General features: G+C 48.5%; 23 protein-coding genes and 2 pseudogenes. 6 read left to right on the top strand and 19 right to left on the bottom strand.

Going from position 1 to position 23,816, the window contains the following annotated elements:
* The first annotated feature begins 13 nt into the window (after window positions 1-13).
* Window positions 14-748, top strand: a complete 735-nt coding sequence (locus tag FEK66_RS12270; protein ID WP_130209858.1) for a molecular chaperone — start codon at window positions 14-16, stop codon at window positions 746-748.
* Window positions 745-1,806, top strand: coding sequence for a fimbrial protein (locus tag FEK66_RS12265; protein ID WP_130259815.1), 1,062 nt, complete (start codon window positions 745-747; stop codon window positions 1,804-1,806). Before FEK66_RS12270 ends, FEK66_RS12265 begins: the two co-directional genes overlap by 4 nt.
* 225 nt (window positions 1,807-2,031) lie before the next feature.
* Here FEK66_RS12265 and FEK66_RS12260 read toward each other — a convergent pair whose 3' ends face one another.
* From FEK66_RS12260 to FEK66_RS12225, 8 genes are read right to left on the bottom strand one after another with little or no spacing between them, the layout of a single operon-like run.
* Complete coding sequence (locus FEK66_RS12260; protein WP_130209854.1) at window positions 2,032-3,342, bottom strand: TRAP transporter large permease; 1,311 nt, start codon at window positions 3,340-3,342, stop codon at window positions 2,032-2,034.
* Window positions 3,342-3,803, bottom strand: coding sequence for a TRAP transporter small permease (locus FEK66_RS12255; RefSeq protein WP_135493561.1), 462 nt, complete (start codon window positions 3,801-3,803; stop codon window positions 3,342-3,344). Before FEK66_RS12255 ends, FEK66_RS12260 begins: the two co-directional genes overlap by 1 nt.
* Before the next feature lie 59 nt (window positions 3,804-3,862).
* Complete coding sequence (locus FEK66_RS12250) at window positions 3,863-4,831, bottom strand: C4-dicarboxylate TRAP transporter substrate-binding protein (RefSeq protein WP_135493560.1); 969 nt, start codon at window positions 4,829-4,831, stop codon at window positions 3,863-3,865.
* Between the two features lie 27 nt (window positions 4,832-4,858).
* A complete protein-coding gene (locus FEK66_RS12245; RefSeq protein ID WP_130209848.1) occupies window positions 4,859-6,055 on the bottom strand; it encodes a UxaA family hydrolase in 1,197 nt (398 codons plus the stop codon).
* Window positions 6,055-6,366: a UxaA family hydrolase gene (locus tag FEK66_RS12240; protein WP_001361279.1), complete on the bottom strand. Its 312-nt coding sequence runs from the start codon at window positions 6,364-6,366 to the stop codon at window positions 6,055-6,057. Before FEK66_RS12240 ends, FEK66_RS12245 begins: the two co-directional genes overlap by 1 nt.
* Window positions 6,367-6,380: 14 nt before the next feature.
* On the bottom strand, window positions 6,381-7,136 hold the full coding sequence (locus tag FEK66_RS12235) for an SDR family NAD(P)-dependent oxidoreductase (RefSeq protein ID WP_135493559.1): 756 nt from the start codon (window positions 7,134-7,136) through the stop codon (window positions 6,381-6,383).
* An 11-nt stretch (window positions 7,137-7,147) separates the two neighbouring features.
* A complete protein-coding gene (locus FEK66_RS12230) occupies window positions 7,148-8,161 on the bottom strand; it encodes a zinc-binding alcohol dehydrogenase family protein (protein WP_000646084.1) in 1,014 nt (337 codons plus the stop codon).
* A 12-nt stretch (window positions 8,162-8,173) separates the two neighbouring features.
* Window positions 8,174-8,863, bottom strand: coding sequence for an RraA family protein (locus FEK66_RS12225; protein ID WP_240780257.1), 690 nt, complete (start codon window positions 8,861-8,863; stop codon window positions 8,174-8,176).
* 259 nt (window positions 8,864-9,122) lie between these two features.
* Between FEK66_RS12225 and FEK66_RS12220 the strand changes: the two genes are divergently transcribed.
* Window positions 9,123-9,836, top strand: coding sequence for a FadR/GntR family transcriptional regulator (locus tag FEK66_RS12220; RefSeq protein WP_130209844.1), 714 nt, complete (start codon window positions 9,123-9,125; stop codon window positions 9,834-9,836).
* A 39-nt stretch (window positions 9,837-9,875) separates the two neighbouring features.
* Here the strand turns inward: FEK66_RS12220 and FEK66_RS12215 are convergent.
* Window positions 9,876-11,084, bottom strand: a pseudogene (locus FEK66_RS12215) (transposase).
* Between the two features lie 22 nt (window positions 11,085-11,106).
* Here FEK66_RS12215 and tnpA point away from each other — a divergent pair.
* Both tnpA and FEK66_RS12205 read left to right on the top strand, forming a co-directional pair.
* The gene (gene tnpA / locus FEK66_RS12210; RefSeq protein WP_167854217.1) at window positions 11,107-11,523 is read left to right on the top strand and encodes an IS200/IS605 family transposase; all 417 of its coding nucleotides are present in this window, start codon (window positions 11,107-11,109) and stop codon (window positions 11,521-11,523) included.
* 269 nt (window positions 11,524-11,792) lie between these two features.
* Window positions 11,793-12,839: an AbrB family transcriptional regulator gene (locus FEK66_RS12205; RefSeq protein ID WP_135493557.1), complete on the top strand. Its 1,047-nt coding sequence runs from the start codon at window positions 11,793-11,795 to the stop codon at window positions 12,837-12,839.
* Here FEK66_RS12205 and nei read toward each other — a convergent pair.
* From nei to ybgI, 5 genes are read right to left on the bottom strand one after another with little or no spacing between them, the layout of a single operon-like run.
* A complete protein-coding gene (nei, locus tag FEK66_RS12200) occupies window positions 12,836-13,627 on the bottom strand; it encodes an endonuclease VIII (protein WP_130210750.1) in 792 nt (263 codons plus the stop codon). The two genes, FEK66_RS12205 and nei, sit on opposite strands and share 4 nt — an antisense overlap.
* 35 nt (window positions 13,628-13,662) lie before the next feature.
* Window positions 13,663-14,397 carry a 5-oxoprolinase subunit PxpA gene (pxpA, locus tag FEK66_RS12195; protein ID WP_130210752.1) on the bottom strand — a complete coding sequence of 245 codons (735 nt, stop codon included), beginning with the start codon at window positions 14,395-14,397 and terminating at the stop codon, window positions 13,663-13,665.
* A complete protein-coding gene (pxpC, locus tag FEK66_RS12190) occupies window positions 14,387-15,319 on the bottom strand; it encodes a 5-oxoprolinase subunit PxpC (RefSeq protein WP_131162606.1) in 933 nt (310 codons plus the stop codon). The genes pxpA and pxpC overlap by 11 nt, the downstream gene beginning before the upstream one ends.
* Window positions 15,313-15,969, bottom strand: coding sequence for a 5-oxoprolinase subunit PxpB (pxpB, locus tag FEK66_RS12185; protein ID WP_130210756.1), 657 nt, complete (start codon window positions 15,967-15,969; stop codon window positions 15,313-15,315). Before pxpB ends, pxpC begins: the two co-directional genes overlap by 7 nt.
* Before the next feature lie 22 nt (window positions 15,970-15,991).
* Window positions 15,992-16,735 carry a radiation resistance protein YbgI gene (gene ybgI, locus FEK66_RS12180; RefSeq protein ID WP_130261053.1) on the bottom strand — a complete coding sequence of 248 codons (744 nt, stop codon included), beginning with the start codon at window positions 16,733-16,735 and terminating at the stop codon, window positions 15,992-15,994.
* 270 nt (window positions 16,736-17,005) lie between these two features.
* Here ybgI and dtpD point away from each other — a divergent pair, with 270 nt between their 5' ends.
* Window positions 17,006-18,487 carry a dipeptide permease DtpD gene (gene dtpD, locus FEK66_RS12175; protein ID WP_130210758.1) on the top strand — a complete coding sequence of 494 codons (1,482 nt, stop codon included), beginning with the start codon at window positions 17,006-17,008 and terminating at the stop codon, window positions 18,485-18,487.
* 129 nt (window positions 18,488-18,616) lie between these two features.
* Here the strand turns inward: dtpD and phrB are convergent, their stop codons facing one another.
* The 5 genes and pseudogenes from phrB to FEK66_RS12145 all read right to left on the bottom strand — a co-directional run bounded on the left by phrB (window position 18,617) and on the right by FEK66_RS12145 (window position 23,806).
* Window positions 18,617-20,035 carry a deoxyribodipyrimidine photo-lyase gene (gene phrB / locus FEK66_RS12170; RefSeq protein WP_135493556.1) on the bottom strand — a complete coding sequence of 473 codons (1,419 nt, stop codon included), beginning with the start codon at window positions 20,033-20,035 and terminating at the stop codon, window positions 18,617-18,619.
* The gene (locus FEK66_RS12165; protein WP_135493555.1) at window positions 20,032-20,541 is read right to left on the bottom strand and encodes a YbgA family protein; all 510 of its coding nucleotides are present in this window, start codon (window positions 20,539-20,541) and stop codon (window positions 20,032-20,034) included. Before FEK66_RS12165 ends, phrB begins: the two co-directional genes overlap by 4 nt.
* 141 nt (window positions 20,542-20,682) lie before the next feature.
* Window positions 20,683-21,418: pseudogene (locus FEK66_RS25695) on the bottom strand (ISAs1 family transposase); the annotation flags it as partial.
* Window positions 21,419-21,662: 244 nt separating this feature from the next.
* A complete protein-coding gene (locus FEK66_RS12150; protein WP_130206891.1) occupies window positions 21,663-22,241 on the bottom strand; it encodes an acyltransferase in 579 nt (192 codons plus the stop codon).
* 425 nt (window positions 22,242-22,666) lie between these two features.
* Window positions 22,667-23,806, bottom strand: coding sequence for a glycosyltransferase family 4 protein (locus tag FEK66_RS12145; RefSeq protein ID WP_130206893.1), 1,140 nt, complete (start codon window positions 23,804-23,806; stop codon window positions 22,667-22,669).
* Window positions 23,807-23,816: the final 10 nt, after the last annotated feature.

The raw sequence follows: 23,816 nt of genomic DNA, 5'->3' as shown, positions 1-23,816 counted from the left end.
TAAGGAAAAGACAATGACAATTTTTAAAGGAATGCCCCTTATTCTGCTGATCGTGAGCTTATGCAGCCATGCTGCGTTACAGCCCGATCGCACTCGCATCGTGTTTAACGCCAAAGATAAAGCGACCAGCCTGCGGATAGAAAATCGCAGCGATAAACTTCCCTATCTCGCATACTCATGGATAGAAAATGACAAAGGGGATAAAAGCGATGATTTCCTCGTAGCCTTGCCGCCAATCCAACGTCTGGAAGCGAAAGCGACATCGCAGGCGCGTATCGTCAAGCAATCTTCTACCAGCCAATTGCCGACCGATCGTGAGTCGCTGTTTTACTATAATCTGCGCGAGATCCCCCCCGCTCCGGAAAAAGCAACCGGTCATGCCATTCTTCAAGTTGCTATCCAGAGCCGTATAAAGTTGTTCTGGCGGCCCGCCGGATTACGCAAAAAATCGGGCGAGCATGTGGAATTACAGTTACAGGTCAGTCAGCAGAATAATCAGCTTACCCTGAAAAACCCGACCCCTTATTACCTGACCATCGCCTATCTTGGCCGCGATAAAAAAGGCATTCTGCCCGGCTTTAAAAGTACGCTCATAGCGCCTTTTACTTCGGCAATCGCCAGTACGGGTAACTATAACGGCAACCAGTTTTATCTTGGTTATATGGATGACTATGGCGCGTTGCGTATGACGACGCTCAACTGTCAGGGGCCATGCAAAATGCAGCGCGTGGTGGAGGATAAACAATGAGTATAAGCAAAGGACTGTTACTCATTGCCTGTTTGTTATTTCTGCCCTTAAAAAACGCGTTGGCGCTGGACTGTTATTTTGGCGCCTCAGGCGGCTCGGTGGAAAAAGCAGAAACGATTATGCCATTCGCCGTCCCGGCTAACGCCAAAACGGGAGATAAAATCTGGGAATCCGATGATATTAAAATCCCCGTCTATTGTGATAACAATACTAACGGTGATTTCGAAAGTGAGCACGTTTATGCATGGGTAAACCCCTACCCCGGTATGCAGGATCGCTACTATCAACTCGGTGTAACCTATAACGGCGCGGATTATGACGCCAGCCTCGGAAAAAGCCGTATCGATACTAACCAATGCATCGACAGTAAAAAAATTGACATGTATACGCCAGAGCAAATAATCGCAATGGGATGGCAAAATAAAATTTGCTCTGGTGATCCTGCAAATATCCGTAAATCGCGAACATTTATGGCACGTATGCGACTGTACGTCAAACTACGCGAAATGCCGCCGCACGATTACCAAAGCACCCTTAGCGATTACACTATCGTACAATTTGATGGCGCTGGCAGCGTCAACGAAGATCCCTCGGCCAAGAACCTGAAATATCACATCTATGGGCTGGAAAATATTCGCGTTCTTGACTGCAGTGTCGACTTCGCCATTACCCCTGATAATCAGGTCATCGATTTTGGCAAATTTAACGTGCTGGATATTCGCCGTCACAATATAACAAAAACGTTTTCCATCAAAACGACCAAAACCCAAAATGGTGAATGCACCGATGGCTTCAAAGTCAGTTCTTCGTTTTATACCGAAGAAACATTGGTGGAAGGCGATCAGGCGCTGCTCGTGGGGAATGGATTGCGGCTACGTGTGCTGGATGAAAATTCTTCACCCTATACATTCAATAAATATTCTGAATACGCCGACTTTACCAGCGACATGCTGGTCTATGAAAAAACCTATACGGCAGAACTGTCATCTATAAGCGGCACCCCCATTGAGCCCGGCCCCTTTGATACCGTGGTGCTGTTCAAAATTAACTACAACTAAATTCTATTCACGCGGATAGAACGTTGTGTGTATCACTGTCGTTATATTGTTATCAACGTTCTGGCCTTCTGGTCAGAACGTTTTCTAACCAGCATATACTCTAAATTATTTAAAAAAACACCCCATCGGTTGACCATAGAAAAAATAATGCAAAAGCCTCCTGGTAAAATACCCCCGAAAAAATCACGGGGGTCATACTCAATCAAAGGGTATTACATTTATTGTTTAAACCAGCAGCAAAGATATTATCGGAATATAGGTAATGACCAACAGAAGTAAAATCAGACTTATCAGTAGTGGCACCGCTTCTCGCATAAATTGTCCGACTGAAACCTGTACGGTATTACACACCAGCAGCATCACCGTTCCGACAGGCGGTGATAACGTTCCTAACGATAAGTTGAGGATCATGATGATGCCAAAATGCACCGGATCAATGCCAAAATGCGCCACCACAGGTTTGAGCAACGGCACTAATATCAGCAGGATGGCGCTGCCTTCAAGGAACATGCCAAGCACCAGCAGCAATAGATTAATAATCAATAAAAAGACGTATTTATTATCGGTCAGAGAGGTCACAAACTCCGCAACTGTTATACCGGCCCGCTCAAGGGAAAATATCCAGCCCAGCGCGGCACTCGCCATAATGATTAACATGACTGACGCCGTGGAACGCGCCGTCTCAGAGAGCGCAGTAAATACATGGCTGATTTTCAGTTCGCGATAAATGACAAAACCAATAAACATCACCAATAATACTGCTACGGCTCCGGCTTCCGTTGGCGTGAAGATATTTGCCCGAATGCCGCCGATAACCGCAACGATTAAAAACAGTGCTGGCCAGGCCTGCACCAGAGCCACCGACACTTCTTTCGGTTTTGGCCAGTGTTCACTGGAAGGCTTTAAATCGCGACGAATAGCCACCAGCCAGACGGTGACAATCAACATCGCGGCGCACAGCAGTCCCGGAAGGATCCCGGCCATAAACATGGAACCGATGGAGACATCCGCCACCAGTCCGTAAAGGATCAGTGCAATACCCGGTGGGATAATAGGCGTGATCAGCGAGCCGCTGGCAGTTATCGCAGCGGCAAAGCCACGGGAATAACCTTTCTGTTCCATTTCCGGCACCATCATGCGCGACAACATCGCAGCATCCGCCAGGTTAGAAGCACTGACGCCGCCCATCATGGTACTCACCAGAATGTTAGCCCCGCCCAGGCCACCGCGCATTCTACCAACCAACACGTTGGCAATTTGCAAAATACGCGCGGCAATACCGGTATAGCTCATTAGCGTACCTAATAAGATAAAAAACGGAATAGCTAACAGCGAAGGAGTTTGCGTCGTGGCAATCAAACGCTGAATTGCCACCATTAACGGTACGTTTGAATAGCAAAGGAAGTAGGTCAGAATGCCGCAAAACATCGCCAGCCATACCGGCATATTAATAAATAAACAGATGAACATCAGCGGAATGATCATCAGCCAGTTATCCAGCCAACTTCCCGCCAGTAATTCACTCAATGCGGTCATTATTCACCTTCCTTGTTGGGTGTTTTCTTTATCAGGTGTAAGGCGGTAAAACAGGCAATGCCGATAGCGCCAACCGTGACGGCAATATCGATCCAGAACCAGGATATTTTTAATATTTGTGTTGTTTTAAACGCTGTCCCGGCAGCTAATTTCCATGCAGACCAGGCCATAACAACCAGCAAAATAATAGATATCAGAGAGACAAATATGGTTAATACGCGTTGCCAGCGAGGTGTAAGTGCATCAGCTAAAAATGGAATAGACAAATGAGTATTATCTCTTTCAGCAACAACGGCACCGAACATCACCACCCAAACCATTAATAAACCGGAGATTTCTTCTGTCCATTGTAATGGCATATTAAATACGTAGCGCATGATTACCGCGCCAATGGTTATTATCACTAATAAAAAGAGCGTTAATACTGCGGCAACTTCAATTACTTTCCCTAAAAGACGCATACACACCTCTGCTCTTAACGGTCGGTGCCGAAACACCGACCTGTCCTTGTGCCATGAAGTTATTTCAGCTGTTGCTGAATAGTGTCATATAACCCCGGGGTCCATTCCGGGAATTGTTGGTACACTTTTAAGGCTTTTTCTTTGAAAGGAGCCACGTCAGGATAGATAATTTCTACGCCCTGCTCCTGCATGGTTTTCAACATTGCCGCGTCCTGCTCGGTGGTAATTTTCTGGCTATATAAACCAGCTTCATATGCTGTCTGGTGAATAATATCTAACTGCGCAGGTGTCAGGGTACTGAAAAATGCTTCGCCACCCAGCCATAATGATGTATTGGTCAGATAGTTCACCATTGACAGATATTTCGCCTGCTCATGCAGTTTTTGCCCATAGAGAACAGAAACTGGGTTTTCCACGCCGTCGATCATCCCCTGCGTCAGCGCCGGATAAACGTCTCCCAGCGGCATTGGCGTTGGCGTTGCGCCCATTGCTTCAATGGCCTTAATCTGCATGACGTTATTCGGTACGCGAATCTTCATTCCTTTCAGGTCTTCCGGTGTACGAATTGGTTTTTTAGCAATGATCTGCCGGGTACCGTACAGATAGTTGCTCATGACAATATGCACACCTTTTTCCCGCAGCTTTTGTTCTTTCTGTTTAAACCAGTCGCTGGCATAAATCGCAAACAGTTTCTGCGGATCGTCGGTTAAATAAGGCCCAAATAATATTCCCAGGTCTGCATCATAGTCAGTTAAAAAACCAACATCACTGATGGTGATAATATTCATCCCCATCAACGCTTGCTCTGTAATATCTTGTTTAGAACCTAACTGTGAACTTGGGTAAAGCTCGAAAACAATATCTCCATTGCTTTTTTTCTTCACAAGATCTGCCCAGTACTTCACTACTGTATCCGCGGGTTCGCCAGGGTTACTTTCATAGGCGATTTTGATAGTTACCGGTGCGGCATTCAGCATCGGACTTAATATAGCGAAAAGAAATAAAAATGACGTCAGAAATTTCTTCATTATTATTACCTGTGAGAGCTTTATTGATTAACGGGGATCTGCCCGACAGACTGCGTTTTTGTTGTAATCAAATGCTTTATACGTTAAAACAAACTCCTGATGTTCCAGTCGTTCTGCGGCACAATGTTGACCGTTGGCGACATTTTCAATCACCTGCATAATATCGTCCGCAATGTCGTCGAGCGTTGCGCCTTCGCTAATAACTCGTCCGGCATTTACGTCCATATCGTCAGATAAATGCTCCCACGTCTGCGGGTTATTACACACTTTAATAATCGGTGCGATCACAGAACCAATAACCGAACCGCGCCCCGTGGTAAATAACACCATATGACAGCCAGAGGCGATAAGTTCCAGCGCTTCTGATGAGTCATTAATATTCGGATAACCAAAACGTGGCTCACCATCAGGCACAACGTCCATCAACCAAAGTCCGGGAAAAGGTGTTTGTTGTGTCGGTAAAATAACGCCAGCAATATGCGCATCACCCGATTTGGTATATGCCCCGAGGGATTTTTCTTCCTGCGTGGTTAAGCCACCTTCGGCATTACCATTGGAAAAACTCCCCAGCCCCATCAAACTGTAATAACGCTCTGCTTTTGTCATTGCCGCTTCGATGGCATCACGTGCCTGCGGACTGCCCGCTCGCGACATCATATGTTGCTCACAACCAAGCAACTCACCGCTTTCTTCAAAAATGCAGGTAGCCCCTTTCTCCAGCAACTGGTCAAAGGCACGCCCTACTGCCGGATTGCCCGTGATACCACTGGTGCCATCGGAACCACCGCAGATAGTGCCAACCACCAGGTCGCTCCAGTTCAGAGTACAACGCGGTGTATCCGCAAGCTGTTCCAGCATTTCAGCGACCAACTGCTTACCCTGAGTAATGGTGTTGGTCGTACCTTTATTTTCCTGAATCACCAGCGTATGACACGGTCGCCCGCTTTCGCGAACTTCTTGCTCCAGCCGACGGCGATCGAAATTCTCGCATCCCAGCGAAATAATCAGTACGCCGCCAACGTTGCTATGCGTCGCCAGATTTTTCACCAGCCGATAGCCGTAATCGCTGGGATAACAACCTGAAAAACCAAAATACTGCACATCGTGACAAGGAAATCCCTCGGCAATCTTTTTAGCGACGTGGCTGGCACACTCCACCATAAAGATTACCTGCACAGTATTACGAATACCCGGTCGGCCATTTTGCCGTACATAACCTTCCATTATGCTTTTTCCTCTGGCTGATAGCCGGCATCATCATGATGAAAAATGGCGATGGCATTGCTGGCAAGATTATGGGAATGCACATGTTCACCCATGGCAATATCACGAGTGGCATGTCCGATAATGGCGCCATATTTCAGAATCGAATCACCATTGTTCAGCGCTTCGCAGGCCAGTTTGTGACCCAGGGTAACGGAACTACAGGCCACCATTTCCCCCTCATCCCACCAGACAATATCGCCACTGGCGATGTCATTCAGCGCGACTACACAGTTATCTTTGGCATGTAGCTTTAACGCACGTTTGCGCATAATTCCTCCGTACATCAGAAGCCGATCAATGCGCCGCCATCGACCACCAGCACCTGACCACTGACAAATGCCGCTGCGTCTGAAGCCAGGTAAACCGCTGCCCAACCGATATCTTCCGGCTTACCGAATTTTTTCATCGGTGTACGACCAAGGATTTTGTTACGGCGTTCGTCATCACCCTCAATGGCCTTACGCAGCATCGGCGTATCAATCCAGCCAGGCGCAATACCATTGACGCGAATCCCGTGTCCGGCAAGCTCCGTGGTCATACCGCGAATCATGCCGAGATAGGCTGACTTCGCAGCGCTGTAGCCAGTAACCAGAGGCTGCCCAAGAAATGAGGTCATAGAGGCGGTAAACAGAACACAACCTTGACCGCGTTGTTTCATATGCGGCACAAGGGCTTTGGTTAACGCAAATGCACCGACCACGTGAACGTCGAGCACTGACTCAAAATCACTGACACTCATCTCTTCAATCGGTTTTTTGCAGTGATTGCCTGCGTTATTAACCAGGATATCGATCGCCCCGTGTTCGTTAATAAGCACATCAACTTTTTCCTGCGCGGCTGCGGTATCGCCGACATCCATTTGTATCCAACTGGCCTGCGAACCTAATGTTCCAGCGGTAGCTTGTGCCAGCTCGCTGTTCATGTCAGCAATAATGACCTTCGCCCCGCTGACTATCATGCATTTGGCCATTGCTAGCCCCAATCCACTGGCCGCCCCTGTAATCAGCGCGGTTTTGTTATGTAAAGAAAAAGCATTCATGGTGTCGCTCCTTAAAGGTCAATGAGGATTTTGGTATACGCGCCGGGATCACTTGCCCAGTCGCTAAAAGCGTGATCGGCCTGTTCCAGCGGGTAGTGAGCGCTCACCAGATTGCTGACCGGATAACGCCCGGACTCCATCAACGCCAGCACGGCACGAAAATCCGCCACGGTGGCATTGCGCGAACCACGGATATCCAGTTCTTTCATCAGGAACTGCGCACTCTGATAACTCACTGGTTGTTTGGCGTAACCGACATAAACCACACGACCGCTAAACGCCACCAGCCCTGTAGCCTGTTCAATGGTTTGTTGATTACCCACCGCTTCAATCACCACTTCCGGGCCGCGACCGTCATTTAACAGCGCCAGTTCTGCCGCCACGTCACATTGCTGCGAATTAAGAAAACGTTGCGCGCCGCACTCCTGGGCAATGTTCTGCTTGCGATCATCAATATCGATAGCAATTACGCGCGCGCCCATCGCGGATGCCGCAGCGATAGCGCCAAGGCCAATTACCCCACAACCGATAACTGCGACCCATTCACCGACATTAATTTGCGCACGTCTGGCTGCATGTAGTCCCACCGCCAGCGGTTCTACCAGCGCTAACTCATCAACACTTAAGGCATTACAGACAATGACTTTATGTGCAGGCATCGTCAGTTGTTGCGCCATCCCACCCTGACGCTGTACACCGAGAGTCTGGTTGTTCTTACAGGCGTTAGGACGACCGCTCAGACAGGAGCTGCACACGCCACACTCAGTGCACGGCAGTACGACCACCCGGTCACCAGGCTTGATCGCCCCCGCCATATCGCCAGTTGCCAGCACCGTGCCGCCAATTTCATGCCCCGGAATACAGGGATAATTAACCAGCGGATTCAGCCCCCGCCAGGTATTGAGGTCAGAGCCACACAGCCCAACACGCTCAACATTGATAAGCACTTCTCCTTTCCCGCAGACCGGTTCGGGGATATCAACAAATCGCGCCTGACTTCCCTGCTCAATGGTTAATGCCTTCATTCGTTGCTCTCCTTACATTACGCCGAAGGTTTCAAAGGCCTGTACCGTGCTCATGCCATCACTGATGGCTTTGCGCACTTCACTTTCAGTTGCCACTTTTTCCAGAGCCTGGCTAATAACTTCTTTCTCAACGGTCTGAGGAATAATCAGTAATCCGTCACGATCGCCAAACACGATATCGCCCGGATTCACCCGCACACCGTGAAATTCGATGGGTACGCCGAAATCGATAACTTTGCCGCGCGGACCTTGATCCTGTGCGTAAGTGCCATGACAAAAGGTGGGAAATTTAAGTTCAAGAATTTCAGCAGAGTCACGGGCGTAACCATCAAGTACCGCACCTGCTGCTTTCAGATGCATGGCACGGGTCGACATCAACCCGCCCCACAACGCATAGCGCAGAGAGCTGCCCGTAGTGATGTAAACATCGTTCTCTTTGAGGGCATCCAGCGCTTCAAACATGATGCCAAACGGTTTTTCGCCGATCGCCGTCTTACCCGACGTCGATTTGGTTTCGTAAACGTCGGACTCCAGCACCGGCATTGCCCGGCCTGCCACCACCATATTCACCTCCAGCGGCTTGATTGCCGGAGAAACAAACTGGTGCATATAGCCCAGCGTGTCGAGAATATCGCCAACCACGGCGGTAAATAGCCGGGTTTTCATCAACGCAAAAAGTTCGTTATCACTCTTCCACATCATATTTACCTATAAGCCTGTTTAACAGGTTTACAGGGTAAGAAGAAAAAGCGCACAATACTGCGATGGGCGTCACGAAAAAATTGGGGATTTACTATTTCTTCGCCACGCTTTGACGCAATATGTCTTTGATTCGCACTGCATGGCGGGCGCACAGGCGCAGTAGTCTATTGATAATCAAGGGTTCTGGAGGAAAATATGAAGGATACAGTCCCGGTATTCTGGATTTTACCGACCAGGAAAAAGTACAACAGGAGTAAAAATGAGTGAGAGTGCGTTATTGACCAGCGTAACGTTATCGTCACAGGTCAAAAATCATATTCTTAATCTGATCGCCGAACAAAAATTGACACCGGGGATGCCAGTTCCCAGTGAAGTTCAGTTGATTCAGAAATTGGGCGTCAGTCGGGGTATTGTGCGTGAGGCCTATCGTTCACTTGCCGCCCTGGGGATTCTGGAAACGCACAGCGGTAAAGTGCCACGAATCAAAAAATTTGATGATGAAGTGCTGCGCGTGGTGTTTGGATTTGCCCTGGCGACCGAACAAGTGACAACAGAGCAAATTCTTCAAGTACGCCGCTGGCTGGAGTTGGGCGTTGTGGAAGCGGCTGCCCGTAATGGCGAAGAGGAAGATTTTGCTAACCTACGGGCTGAAATGGCAAAAATCCGCGAACAGTTCGATGATGTCGAAAGCTTTATCACCCATGATATCCGCTTCCATCAGTTACTCGCCGTTGCCTCAAAAAATCCGCTTTTTATGATGTTATTGCAGGCATTACATCAGCAGTTGCGGCAATCCATCCAGGAGGGGTTAAACGCCCAAAGCGATCAAAAAGAGTATGGCAATCACATCATCACACTACACCAGAAAATCTGCGACGCGGTGTGTGCCAGAGATGTCGAAACGGCGACTCAAGCCATGAAATCACACTTCGACAGCCCGGTCAGTGCACTGATCAATAATTCCTCGCCTTGACATCCTCCACGCCCTGAATGACGAGGATCCCTGCTACGTTCAGCCTGTCGCCTGAATCATTTCGGTGGGTTCCTGCTTCAACGGGCGGCCTGACTGCACCATCCCTCCACAGGCAAGAACGGCGTGCCCCGCCGCTAAAATGTTACGAGCGCCATTTACATCGGCGTTCGCTGTATATCCACATGCCTGACACTCGAATTTACTTTGTGACGGGCGATTTTCTTTCGCTGTATGACCACAGCACGCGCAACGCTGGCTTGTGTACGCTGGCGGAACCGCAAGCACCTGACCGCCACGCCAGAGCTCTTTGTACTCAAGCTGGCGGCGCATTTCATACCAGCCCTGGTCCAGTATCGAACGGTTTAAACCTGATTTTGCCCGGACATTGCGCCCCGGCTGGCTGACCGTACCCGCGGCTGACTTTGACATGTTGCTGACCTTCAAATCCTCAATGACTATCATTGCGTGGTTTTTGCTGATTGTCGTTGTGACTTTGTGAAGGTAGTCCCTGCGGATATTTGTGATACGGGAATGCAGACACTGTATTTTGCGTTTCTGCTTCTGCCAGTTGTTGCTGAGTTTGACCTAGCGGCTTAACTGTCGCTGAAGTCTCGCCAGCTTCTTCTGGTTTTTCTGGAAACTGTTTACAGGCTCAAAGACTGTGCCATCTGACAGCGTGGCAAGTTTAGCCACGCCAGCATCCAGTCCGACCATTGATACTGAAGGGTGAACAGGAGTGGATACTTCACTTTCAGTCTGAATACTGATGTACCACTTACCGCAGGACTGGCTGACTGTGACATTTTTTACAACCCCCGTGACCTGACGACTGTTCCGGTAGCGCATCCAGCCAAGTTTCGGCAGAAAAATACGGCTGTTTTCCTGATCGAGCTTAACGCCCTGCGGGTAGCGGAATGCATCATTCTGTCCCCGCTTTTTGAATCGGGGAAAAGCAGCCCGATTCTGGAAGAAGTTTTTGTAAGCCCGCTCAAGGTCTTTCAGTGACTGTTGCAATGGCTGTGATGGGGCATCTTTAATCCATTGTGTTTCAGTGGCATTTTTCCACTCAACCAACCAGGAAGCCATTTTCGCGTAAGGGATGTATTTATTACCGGCCTCATGATTCTCATTCTGAAGCGCCAGAGCACGATTGAAAACGAAACGACACGCGCCTGCGAAGCGCCTCATTTCACGCTCCTGTTGACCACCGGGTCTTCACTGGAATTTAAATGCCTGTAGTCGTTTCACCGGTCAAATTATATTTTGGTCTATGAAAAAAGAAACCGATATCCGACGCGGAAGGCACTGTGTTTTTCCCATGCATGTTCACCTGGTCTTTGTCACCAAATACCGACGTCAGATTTTTGACTATGACGCGACAGGAAAACTACGCACTTACTTTTCAAATGTATGTGCTGATTTTGAAGCTGAACTGGTTGAAATGGATGGCGAACAAGATCACGTCCATTTGTTAATTAACTATCCACCCAAGCTGGCGATATCCAGTCTGGTAAACAGCCTCAAAGGCGTATCGAGTAGGTTACTGCGACGAGATCGACCAGATATTGCAGTCAGGTATTACCACAAAGGCGTTTTGTGGAGTCCCGGCTATTTTGCCAGTAGCTGCGGAGGTGCGCCAATATCCGTCATCCGCCAATACATTGAACAACAGCAAACACCTGGTTAGGTGAAAAACCGCGCCTTATATCCCCGCTCTGATTGAACTGCCCCCATAAACCTGGACAGTGATAATTAGTCCGCGATATGGCCTGAGTCCGGTATTCTACCGGACTCAGGCCCTTTAACTTCTCTTTTACAAACGAGAGGGAGACAACGGTACTTAATACGCCCTTTAGCCAAAATCTGTCTTTTTCTTGATTACCGCTATTTTTTCGTTAAGGCGCATTCTTTATGCTGTATCGATACACCAAAGGTAAGTTAAACAGGGAGTGACGGATGCCAGTGCTACAGTGGGGAATGTTATGTGTTCTGTCACTTCTCCTTTCTATTGGCTTCCTCGCTTTACATCTCCCGGCGACACTCCTGCTTGGACCAATGATCGCCGGGATCATCTTCAGTATGCGCGGGGTTACCCTGCAACTCCCCCGCTCCGCTTTTCTCGCCGCGCAGGCCATTCTTGGCTGTATGATTGCGCAAAACCTGACCGGTTCGATCCTGACCACGCTGGCGGTTAACTGGCCGATTGTGTTAGCTATTTTACTGGTGACGTTGCTTTCCAGTGCTATCGTGGGATGGTTACTGGTGCGCTATAGCTCACTGCCCGGAAATACTGGTGCCTGGGGCTCCTCGCCTGGTGGTGCGGCGGCAATGGTCGCGATGGCGCAGGATTACGGCGCAGATATCCGCCTGGTGGCGTTTATGCAGTATCTGCGGGTACTGTTTGTCGCGGGGGCCGCTGTTCTGGTCACTCGAATGATGCTGGGCGATAACGCTGAAGCGGTTAACCAGCAGATAGTATGGTTTCCGCCAGTGAGCATTCATCTCCTGTTCACCATCCTGCTCGCGGTCATTGCGGGTACGGCGGGATGCCTGTTGCGTATACCTTCCGGCACGATGCTTATCCCGATGCTGGCAGGTGCGGTGCTCCAGTCTGGTGAGTTCATCACGATTGAGTTACCGGAATGGCTGCTGGCGATAGCTTATATGGCGATTGGCTGGCGAATTGGTCTGGGCTTCGATAAACAAATCTTACTGCGGGCATTGCGTCCGCTGCCGCAAATCCTGCTGTCGATATTTGCTCTGCTCGCCATCTGCGCCGCGATGGCGTGGGGGGTGACCTGGTTTATGCATATTGATTTTATGACTGCCTACCTCGCCACCAGCCCCGGCGGACTAGATACGGTGGCGGTCATCGCCGCAGGGAGCAATGCCGATATGGCGCTTATTATGGCGATGCAAACCCTGCGCCTGTTCAGTATTTTGCTGACGGGGCCTGCCATTGCGCGGTTTATTTCAACCTATGCGCCGAAACGAACGGCCTAGTGCTGGCAACCAGGACACCAGTAAAACGGGCGCGATGACAACGTGGTTTTCTCAATGGTGCCGCCACAGCGTTCGCACGGTTCGCCATCACGATGAAAAACCTTAAAACGGAACAGCGCGCCGTGATGTTTATTTTCATCCACCTGCCCCCGCGTAGCGTAAGAAAGTCGCGGAATATCCAGTAACGCGTGTGCGAGCGCATCCAGTTGCGCCGCGTTGAGATCTTTCGCTTTATGATTTCCGGTCAACCCAACCTGCCAGAGGATCTCCACGCGCAGATAATTGCCAAGCCCTGCCAAAAACGCCTGGTCAAGCAGTAACCCGGCAAACTGACGGTTACGAAAGCGCGGCGACAATAACCGTTCTTTCACCACATCCGGCGTCAGATTCGGGTCGAGCACATCGGGGCCAACGCGTTGTAAGAACGGATGCGTCGTCAGTTGTTCCGGCGTTAACATTTCAATATCAGAGGCGCTATAAAGCAGAATGGTTTTGTCGGCTGTTTGCAGCTTTACCCGCAACACCCGCGTGGTCTGCGGCTCTTCGCCAGTATCAACCACGCGCCAGACACCATAGAGTTGGTTATGGCTATAGAGCGTTAAGCCATCCGAAAAATGGGTCAGCAACGCTTTTCCGCGCGTTTCCACATAAGTGACATGCTGACCAATAAGTTGTGATTGATAAGGTTTTAACTGCGGGAAGGCAAACCAGACATCGGTCAGTGGTTTGCCTTTGATCGCCGCCTCCAGGTTATCCGCTGCACGGCGGATCTCCGGACCTTCAGGCATGGTGATATCCTTTTTTCATTCTTTGTTCAGAGGGATTATGCTGCGACAACAATCCCCTTTTCGGCAAATGCAGATCGTAGCCGGCGGGCGAACGCCAGTGCGTGTTCTCCGTCGCCATGCAGGCAGACCGTTTGCGCCGCGACCGTTGCCCATTCGCCGGTGATACTTTTGACTCTGCCGTGTTGCACCATCTCCAGCGTTTGCGCCAGCGCCTGTTCTTCGTTTTCAATCAACGCGCCTGGTTGGCTTCGCGGCACCAGCGAACCGTCGGCTTGATAGCCGCGATCGGCAAACACTTCCTCGCGCGTTACCAGGCCATATCGTTCGCCTGCACGAATCAGCTCGCTTCCTGCCAGTCCAACGAGAATCAATGCCGGATCGCAGGCGTAAACGGCTCTGGCGATGGCGTCTGCCAGTTGTGCGTCTTTCGCTGCCTGGTTGTATAACATGCCGTGCGGTTTGACATGACGCATTACGCCACCTTCCGCCCTGGCAATCGCTGCCAGCGCGCCAATTTGATACAGCGTCTGGGCGTAAACGGTTTCTGGCGGCAGCTGCATGGCGCTGCGACCAAAATTTTCCCTGTCGGGAAAGCTCGGATGAGCGCCAATAACCACACCATTTTTTATTGCTTCTCGCACGCTTACCAGCATGGTTTGTGCATCGCCTGCATGAAATCCACAGGCAATATTGGCCGACGAAACTAGCGTTAAAAGTTCCGCATCGCTGGAACTCCCTTCGCCCAGATCGGCGTTAAGGTCAATTTTCATTGTGCAGCCGCCACGCTAATTGTTCGAAATAACGTTGCTGATCTTGCCGCGCTTTCAGCGCCTCTTCCAGTGAACACTGGACAAAATGAATCGGCTGACCGAGCGGAATTTGCGCCAGATGGTACATATCAGCCTCAATGATGCAGGCAATGCGCGGGTAACCGCCGGTAGTTTGCGCGTCGTTCATCAACACAATGGGCTGCCCGTTATGCGGCACCTGCACCACGCCTGGCAACAAACCGTGAGATAACAGTTCGCGATCGGTGGTGCGTTTTAAAATTTGCCCCTGTAAGCGATAGCCCATGCGGTTACTTTGCGGGCTAAGCTGCCAGGGCGAACGCCAGAATGCATCCTGCGAGGCGCGATCAAACTCATGATATTCCGGCCCCGGTAAGGCGCGAATCCGGTTGCCCCACAGCAACTGTTTAACGCCCTGCGCTTCCATAAAATCACGCTTCGCTTTGCCAATGGGGAGTCGGTCACCATCCTTCAGTAAACGCCCTTCCAGCCCGCCAATCCCCACCTTGAGATCGGTGCTGCATGACCCCATCACTGGCGGCACATCAATACCGCCCGCCACCGCCAGATAGCTACGTACACCATGTTGTGGACGTTTAAGCATTAAACGCTGACCTGCTTTCATCGGCAAGCGCCAGCCAGTCCAGACAGAATTATCATCCAGCCGCGCCTCGCAACCAGCGCCAGTCAATGCAAACCAACCATCGCTTTCAAACTCAACCGTTAACTGACCGAGCGTGATCTCCAGCGCGGGGGCATTGGCGTCATTACCCACCAGCAGGTTAGCAATGCGTAGCGCAGGCATATCCAGTGCGCCGCAGTGGCTGATACCCGACTGGCGAAAACCGTGACGGCCGCCATCCTGCACGGTGGTATACATGCCCGCACGAATGATTTTCAGCATACTCCCTCCTTCTGCGGTACAAAGCGCACGCTGTCTCCCGGACGCAATAAGATAGGTTCGTCACGCGTCGGGTCAAACAGACTGAGCGAAGTATGACCTATCAACTGCCAGCCGCCCGGCGTTGCCAGCGGATAAACACCAGTCTGCGGCCCGCCAATCCCGACAGAACCTGCCGGAACGAGCAAGCGCGGTTCAGCGCGCCGTGGCGTGTGTAGTTGTTCCGGCAAACTCCCGAGATACGGGAATCCTGGTTGAAAACCTAAAAACCAGACCACGTATTCCACGGAGGAGTGCAGTTCAACGACCTGTTTTTCGCTCAACCCACAATGTGCAGCGACCACCGCCAAATCCGGCCCGCCTGCGCCACCGTAAACCACCGGAATTTCGATAAAGCGAGACTCCGGTTCCAGCGCCTCACTCTCTTCCCACCAGCGTTGCAAACGCTCTATGGCGTCCAGCGCCAGCGTTTCAGGGTTACGCAAAATCACCGTGATATTGTTCATGCCGGGAATAGCTTCAACGACATTCGGCATATCCACCAGACGCTGGGCCAGCCGCCAGATCCGTTTCTGGCTGGCCAGCGTCACCGGCGGCTCCAGTTCCAGCACTACCGCCGTTTCACCTATCAGATAACAACGCGCTCGTTGCACTTTCGATCCCTCTGATTATTCGTTATGCAGGATTAGGAATATCAATAAAGGTCACATCAAGATCGGTATTTTCATTCAACCACTCGCTCAACGCGCGAATACCACCGCGTTCAGTGGCATGGTGACCCGCAGCATAAAAATGCAATCCCTGCTCGCGGGCTGAATGAATGGTCTGTTCAGAAACTTCGCCAGTAATAAAAGCATCCACGCCAAAACGCGCGGCACTATCAATAAAACTTTGCCCACCACCGGTGCACCAGGCGACGCGCTGTACTACCTCCGGGCCGTTGTCGCCACACCACAACGGCTTGCGTCCCAGACGCGCTTCAATCCATGAGGCCAGTTCCAGCCCCGGTACTGGCATGGTCAGTTCGCCCCACGGCACCAGTGGTTCGATCTCGCCCATGATCGTGATCCCCAGTAACGCCGCCAGTTGCGCGTTATTGCCCAGCTCAGGATGTGCGTCAAGTGGCAGATGCCAGCCGTACAGGTTGATATCATTCGCCAACAATGTTTTTAAGCGGTTACGCTTCATACCGCGAATTACTGGCGATTCCCCTTTCCAGAAATAACCATGATGCACAATGACCGCATCAGCGCCCAGGCGTACCGCTTCATCGAGTAGCGCCTGGCTGGCGGTGACACCGGTAACAATTTTTTGCACCGTCTCTTTGCCTTCCACCTGCAAACCATTCGGCGCATAATCACTTATCGCCGCGCTGTTCAATTTCTCGTTAATCAGTTGTTCCAGTTCGGTGTTTTTCATCATTGCGCCTTCCATATTCTGATAGCTACTCCGTTAACATAGCGTTCCCTCGCCTGTTCGTCGATAGCCAATCTTTCGACATATTAAGAAACAAACCCATCGCCAAAAGGCGCAAATTGTTTATCTCATAAATGCATAGTTCATGTATATTTATGCAATCAGACAGCATATTGCATAAATAATCAGATCTGTATCAAAGTTTTAACTTTAAGGAAACACACGCACGCCGCGCAACTATTACGTGGTGTCGCATCCAACCGCGGAATTACTATGAATAAACACGCATCACAGCCGCGCGCTATCTACTACGTTGTCGCGCTGCAAATCTGGGAATATTTTAGCTTTTACGGCATGCGTGCCTTGCTGATTCTCTATCTCACCAATCAACTGAAATACAACGACACCCACGCTTACGCGTTATTTAGCGCCTACTGTTCGCTGGTGTATGTCACGCCGATCCTCGGCGGTTTCCTGGCGGACAAAGTGCTCGGCAACCGCATGGCAGTAATGATAGGGGCATTGTTGATGGCAGTCGGGCATGTGGTACTGGGCGCCAGCGAAATCCACCCGACATTCCTCTATCTGTCGCTGGCGATTATTGTCTGCGGCTATGGTCTGTTTAAATCCAACGTCAGTTGCCTGCTTGGTGAACTGTATGAACCGACCGATCCACGTCGCGATGGCGGTTTCTCGCTGATGTATGCGGCGGGTAACGTGGGATCGATTATTGCCCCTATCGCCTGTGGTTACGCCCAGGAAGAGTACAGTTGGGCGATGGGCTTTGGCCTGGCGGCGGTTGGCATGATCGCGGGTCTGGTCATTTTCTTATGTGGCAATCGTCATTTCACACATACCCGCGGCGTTAACAAAAAAGTACTGCGTGCGACAAACTTTCTCCTGCCGAACTGGGGATGGCTGCTGGTTCTGCTGGTCGCAACGCCTGCGCTGATTACTGTACTGTTCTGGAAAGAGTGGTCGGTATACGCCTTAATTGTCGCCACTATCATTGGTCTGGCGGTACTGGCGAAAATTTATCGCAAAGCAGAAAACCAGAAACAGCGTAAGGAGCTGGGGCTGATTGTGACGCTCACCTTCTTCAGCATGTTGTTCTGGGCCTTCGCACAACAGGGCGGCAGCTCGATTAGCCTTTATATCGACCGCTTCGTTAATCGCGATATTTTCGGTTATAGCGTTCCGACCGCCATGTTCCAGTCGATTAATGCTTTTGCTGTGATGTCGTGCGGTGTGGTGCTTGCCTGGGTGGTAAAAGAGAGCGTTGCGGGTAATCGTACCGTGCGCATCTGGGGGAAATTTGCTCTTGGCCTCGGCCTGATGAGCGCCGGGTTCTGTATTCTTAGCTTAAGCGCCCGCTGGTCTGCAATGTATGGCCACTCTTCCCTGCCGCTGATGGTGCTTGGTCTGGCAGTGATGGGGTTTGCCGAACTGTTTATCGATCCGGTTGCTATGTCGCAAATTACGCGTATTGAAATCCCCGGCGTGACCGGCGTATTAACCGGCATTTACATGCTGCTTTCCGGTGCGATTGCTAACTATCTGGCGGGCGTCATTGCCGATCAGACATCGCAAGCTTCGTTTGATGCCTCCGGGGCGCTCAATTACTCCATCAATGCATATATAGAAGTGTTTGATCAAATCACCTGGGGTGCGCTGGCGTGTGTAGGACTGGTGCTGATGATTTGGCTGTATCAGGCGCTTAAGTTCAGAAACCGCGCGCTGGCACTGGAGTCTTAATACGCCAACACCGATGCCTGATGCGACGCTTAACGCGTCTTATCAGGCCTGGATGGCCCATTGAATTTGCACTATTTACCAGGCCGGATAAGGCGTTCATGCCGCATCCGGCATCTGGGCACGAGTCTGTTATTTCCCCTTCCTCGCCGCCTCATACGCTGCCAGCGTTCGCAGCCTCGCCTCTTTGTGATCGACAATCGGCTGTGGATAATCCAGCTTCACGCCCGCTTTCTGCGCCCACTTCCACGGCTCATGCACCGCTTTCCCTGGCACATCGCGCAACTCCGGTAGCCACTGGCGGATAAACTCGCCTTCGCGGTCAAATTTCTCGCCCTGGGTTGTCGGGTTAAAAATACGAAAATACGGCGCAGCATCGGTTCCGGTAGAAGCGGCCCACTGCCAGCCGCCGTTATTGGCCGCCAAATCACCATCAATCAGTTGTGACATGAAATACCGCTCGCCTTCGCGCCAGTCGATCAACAAATCTTTCACCAGAAAACTGGCTGTAATCATCCGCAGACGGTTATGCATCCAGCCAGTGTTGTTAAGCTGACGCATAGCAGCATCGACAATCGGGTATCCCGTTTTGCCTTCCTGCCAGGCCTTTAAATGCGCGGGATTACTCTGCCACTGCACACGATCCGTCCAGGCAATAAACGGACGATGTTTACACAGCGAAGGATAATACGTCATCAAATGGCGGTAGAACTCGCGCCATATCAGCTCATTAAGCCAGACGTTACCCGGTCCGCCTTCCAGCGCCTGCGGCTGTTCCGCCAACAGGCGATGTAAACACTGGCGAGGCGATAACCCACCCGTTGCCAGGCTGGCGGACAAACGACTGGTGCCTTCTACTGCCGGAAAATCTCGTTGTTGCTCATATTCTCCGGCACCGTTCTGGCAAAACTGGCGTAATTGCGCAATCGCCGCTTTTTCTTCCACCGGGAAATGCGCGGTATCGAAAGACTGACGAGGGTAATTCAGCGTAATGGATGGCGCGGGCTCTATCGATCCGCTACTACGAACTTTTGGTGCACCGACGCACTCCGGCATCCCTTCCCGCAACCGTTTCAGCCAGGCGTTTTTAAACGGCGTAAAGACTTTGTACATCTCATGATTGCCAGTCATCACCGCCCCCGGCGGCAGGATCACGCTGTCATCAAATCCTTCACACACCACGTTACGCAGCGCTCTCTCAACCTGCACATCCCGCGCCCGCTCATGCACTTCATACTGATAGTTATAAAACAGGTGGGTAACACGATTTTCCGCGCACACCTGTTTAACAGTTTCGACGCTGGCGACAAAGTCATCCACTTCACGGAACAATAAAGGAATACCTTTTTCCGCCAGCGCTATTCGTAGCCCATTCAGTTGAGCATTGATAAGTTCAGCCTGACGCGGCGACATGTTATGCGTCGCCCACTGGCGTGGTGTAGCGATATACACCGCCAGCACGCGTGCAGACGAATTGCGACAAGCGGCAGCCAGCGCGAGATTATCGTGCAAACGTAAATCCTGGCGAAACCAGACCAGATGGATGGTCATAAAACTCCTGCATGGCGCAAGTTAACCACACGCGGCCAAAGTTCGAAATAACGCTGCCCTGAAAGCCAGGCGTTAGGATAAAGCACCATATAGTGTTTGATACGCATCAGCGGCGCAAGAAGCGGTTGCTCGCCACGGCGATAACTGTCGATAAGCGCCGCCAGCTGCTGGCGTTCTGTGGAATCAAGATGCGGGCGAAAATACCCCTGAACGTGCATCAAAACGTTGGTGTGATCGCGCGGGTTGGCGGGATGAGAAAGCAAAACAATTACGCGTTGGCGGTACTGGTTGTAAAAATCATCCAGATTTTGCCACTGATGAATATCAGCCACAAACGGGCCAAGTTTGCGGTATTCCGGCTGGGAATGAGCCAGAAAGACGAGTTTATAGCGGCTGTGATAATCGAGAAGCGCTCCGCGCGTTAAGCCATGTTCTTTCAGTCGATGTAACTCATGAAGGGCGAAGATACGGATTAGGGTGCTGTCATCAAATCGTTGCTGATTCATTACTGCTCCTGAACGGTTTACAGGAGTAAGTGTAGACGTTGGGAAATGAAATTTTTGAAGTTAATCCTGTTGTAGCAGGGCAAGATTACGAAAGCCCGCTCCCCGCAAGGACTGACGCCAGGTAGTTTCTGTCCATAGCTGCCCTTTCCATTCAAACGTGAAATCAATAAGTTCATCAGGGACATCGCAAACAATATGAAGACGGGTTTCTTCTCTGCCGTGACTCTTTTCACTAATTGCGTAACTGTCATGCTTTGGATTATTTAATTCTTTCACCGGAAATTTTTCCTCAAAGGCTTTATTAAGCCGCCCCTGATTTCCTTTTACAGCGAATAAATAATCACCTCCCTGTTTTTGTATCTTCTCTGCAATATCTTTCTGGCACCCCATCGCATCAGTTGTGATAATTTTTCCTTTAATATCCAACATGTTAAGAAGTTCAGGGATAGCTGTGATCTCATTGGATTTCTCATCCGTCTTGATCTGTCCGATGACCAGACTGTGCATTGTTGAGAACGCACTAATGACATGAATCGCTCCCTTGCGGCGACTCTTGTCATAAGAGTGCCGGAGCGTTTTTCCATCAATTGCAATGACGTCTTTATCATTTGAGGAATGGCAGTCACGCATCCAGTTAATAAAGCACTCGTGAAATTTTGCAGGACAGATCAGGATACAACTCTGGCAATAGTATCGTGAACAGGAATACCATTTTCAAAATCACCATATTGCTTCAAAAAACCGAGATGTGTTTCCCCAATTCCTAACCTTCTGCACCAGAAATAACGGCACAAATAGTCAACAGTAGAATATCCAACATTTTATGTTCCACTTTCCAGGCTTGTCTGTAATCGGGGATAATAGAAATATGTTCCATCAACTATTCAAGTTCCATTTTATTCTCCTTATTTATATAAAGAGTATTTGATCACATATAAGCTGTGAAAAACAATTTTAAGCAATAAAGTATCACTCAATTCTTGAACATAAAATACGAATTATTTAGTATAAAAAGTATGCTACTTATGTTCTCTCCTTGAGGTTGTACTACATACAAAATGCCTTTACCTGACTACCGTCTCAATAATAACCATTCAGCAGAATTCAAATATTAAATTATTTTACTGACTTTGTTTAGAATTATTTGATTCTTTATTAAAAAGCAGTTCAAGCTCCAGTAAATCTTTTTTTCTTTCTTTAATCCTTTTTGCAGGAATACCGAAGTAACAGCCCCAAGGTTTGGTAGATTTTGTCACCATCGTCATAGCTCCGACTGAACATCCTTCTTCAATTGTTACACCAGGAAATACTAATGAATTTGTACCAATTATGACATGCTTACCAATTACAACTTGCTTAATTATTTCCTTTTTAAATTTTTTGGGTATCGTAGGGTTAGTCATAGTACGCCCAGTATAATCATCTGATTGAGAAAAGACGTGGCAACCATATGCTAGTCCAGAGAAATCACCAAGTGTTACACCTTCTATACCTCCAGCAATATTGCAAAATGCCGCAATATGTACATTCTTTCCTACCGTAACTTTTCCGGATAATAGACAAAAATCATCAATTCTTGAGTTATCCCCAATTTCAATATTTTCAGAATTGTAAATTGAAGCCTTGCTGCTAATCTTTACATTTTTACCAATTTTTTTGAAACCTAATTCTTTAAGTTCTAAATCAGACAAAAATGACATAGTTCACCCCAATATATTAAAAATATAATTAATGCTTTTGAATAATAATTCAAGCATTAAATCCTAATAGTAGACTCAAAAAAACAACTACTAGATTAAAAATGTATGAAATCATAGAAATCTAAGTTACAATAAAATTATATCACTGAAGTATCATATGAAAAGCAAATGATTTATTACGAATAAAATGTAGCGTGCGCATAACGATCTTCAATATATATAAAGAAAAATTAGTAATGTCAATAGAATATTGAACCAAAAACGCATCTAAAAATACAATAGTCATTAACCACAAATAAAACATCACGAAATTGCATTCAACATATAATCATAACCAAAACAATTTCACAACATAAATTTTAATGCATGTTTGACAAACAAGTTATCAATAACTAACCAAGCAACGGAATTAACCTCCAAATACTTTAAGATAAATATTTTTCTAATGTGTTATGGTACATTTTAATTATTTTATTTTCGTCAAATTTTCTAATAATATACTCTCTCCCTGCGTAGCCCATATTTATTCTTTCTTGTGACGTAAGCGCAATAAATTTACGCATTGCATTCGCTAAGCCAATGTGATCACGTACATTGCAAATAAATCCCGTTTCACCATCGACTACAACATCCTTGCAGCCTACGTTGTTAGTGGTGATTATTGGCTTGCGCATTGATGATGCTTCCATTAATGCTCGAGGTACTCCTTCTCTATAGAATGAAGGTAAAACTATACAATCAGCGCTCATTAGATGTGGTCTAATATCATTTTCTACACCTAAATACTCAACTATGCCTTTAAGTTGCCAATTTTCAATTTCTTGTCTTGTAATGGCACCAGGGTTATGACTATCACAAGCGCCTAACAATTGAAATCTAACATTGGGACACTCAGCTTTTAAAAGCTCGGCAGCATCAACATATACACCAACACCTTTTTCCCAGAGCATTCGGGCTACAAGAAGAAATATAATATTATCATCAGAATTTATCTGTTCCAAAACTTGTTTGGGGCTAAAATAATCAGTATCAACACCTTCACTTGCCAAAATGAATGATTTATTATTATTTATTATTCTTTTTCTTAAAAAGACATCCCTATCATCCTCATTCAAAAACCATACCTCTTTTGCAAAACGAAATGAAAACGCATATAGATGAGTAATGAACTTAGTTAGAAGTGTTTCTTTGTTAAATACAAAACCAAGTCCTGTAGTTATCGCTATAGATTTGCAATTAGTAATACCAGCCGCTATCGAGCCATAAATATTTAGTTTGATGGTATAATGAAAAATAAAGTCAGGCTTTATTTTCCTATATATTTTTATCAACTTCAACAACAGCATTAAATCTTTAAATGGATTTCTTCCTTGAGATGAAACAGAAATTGATTCAAAATGGCACCCTAAGCTCTTGATTTTTTCTATATAATCGTCTGCTGGAGCAACGACAGTAACTTCATATCCTTTTGCAATTAAACTTTTTATCAATCCTTTCCGAAAATTATAGACTGACCAAAGTGTATTTGCCACAAGCAATATATGTTTACCATTTTTACGAGACATATTTAATCCT

This window comes from Escherichia sp. E1130 (assembly GCF_005781065.1).
Classification (GTDB): domain Bacteria; phylum Pseudomonadota; class Gammaproteobacteria; order Enterobacterales; family Enterobacteriaceae; genus Escherichia.
This window is presented reverse-complemented; position numbering and strand designations above follow the sequence as displayed.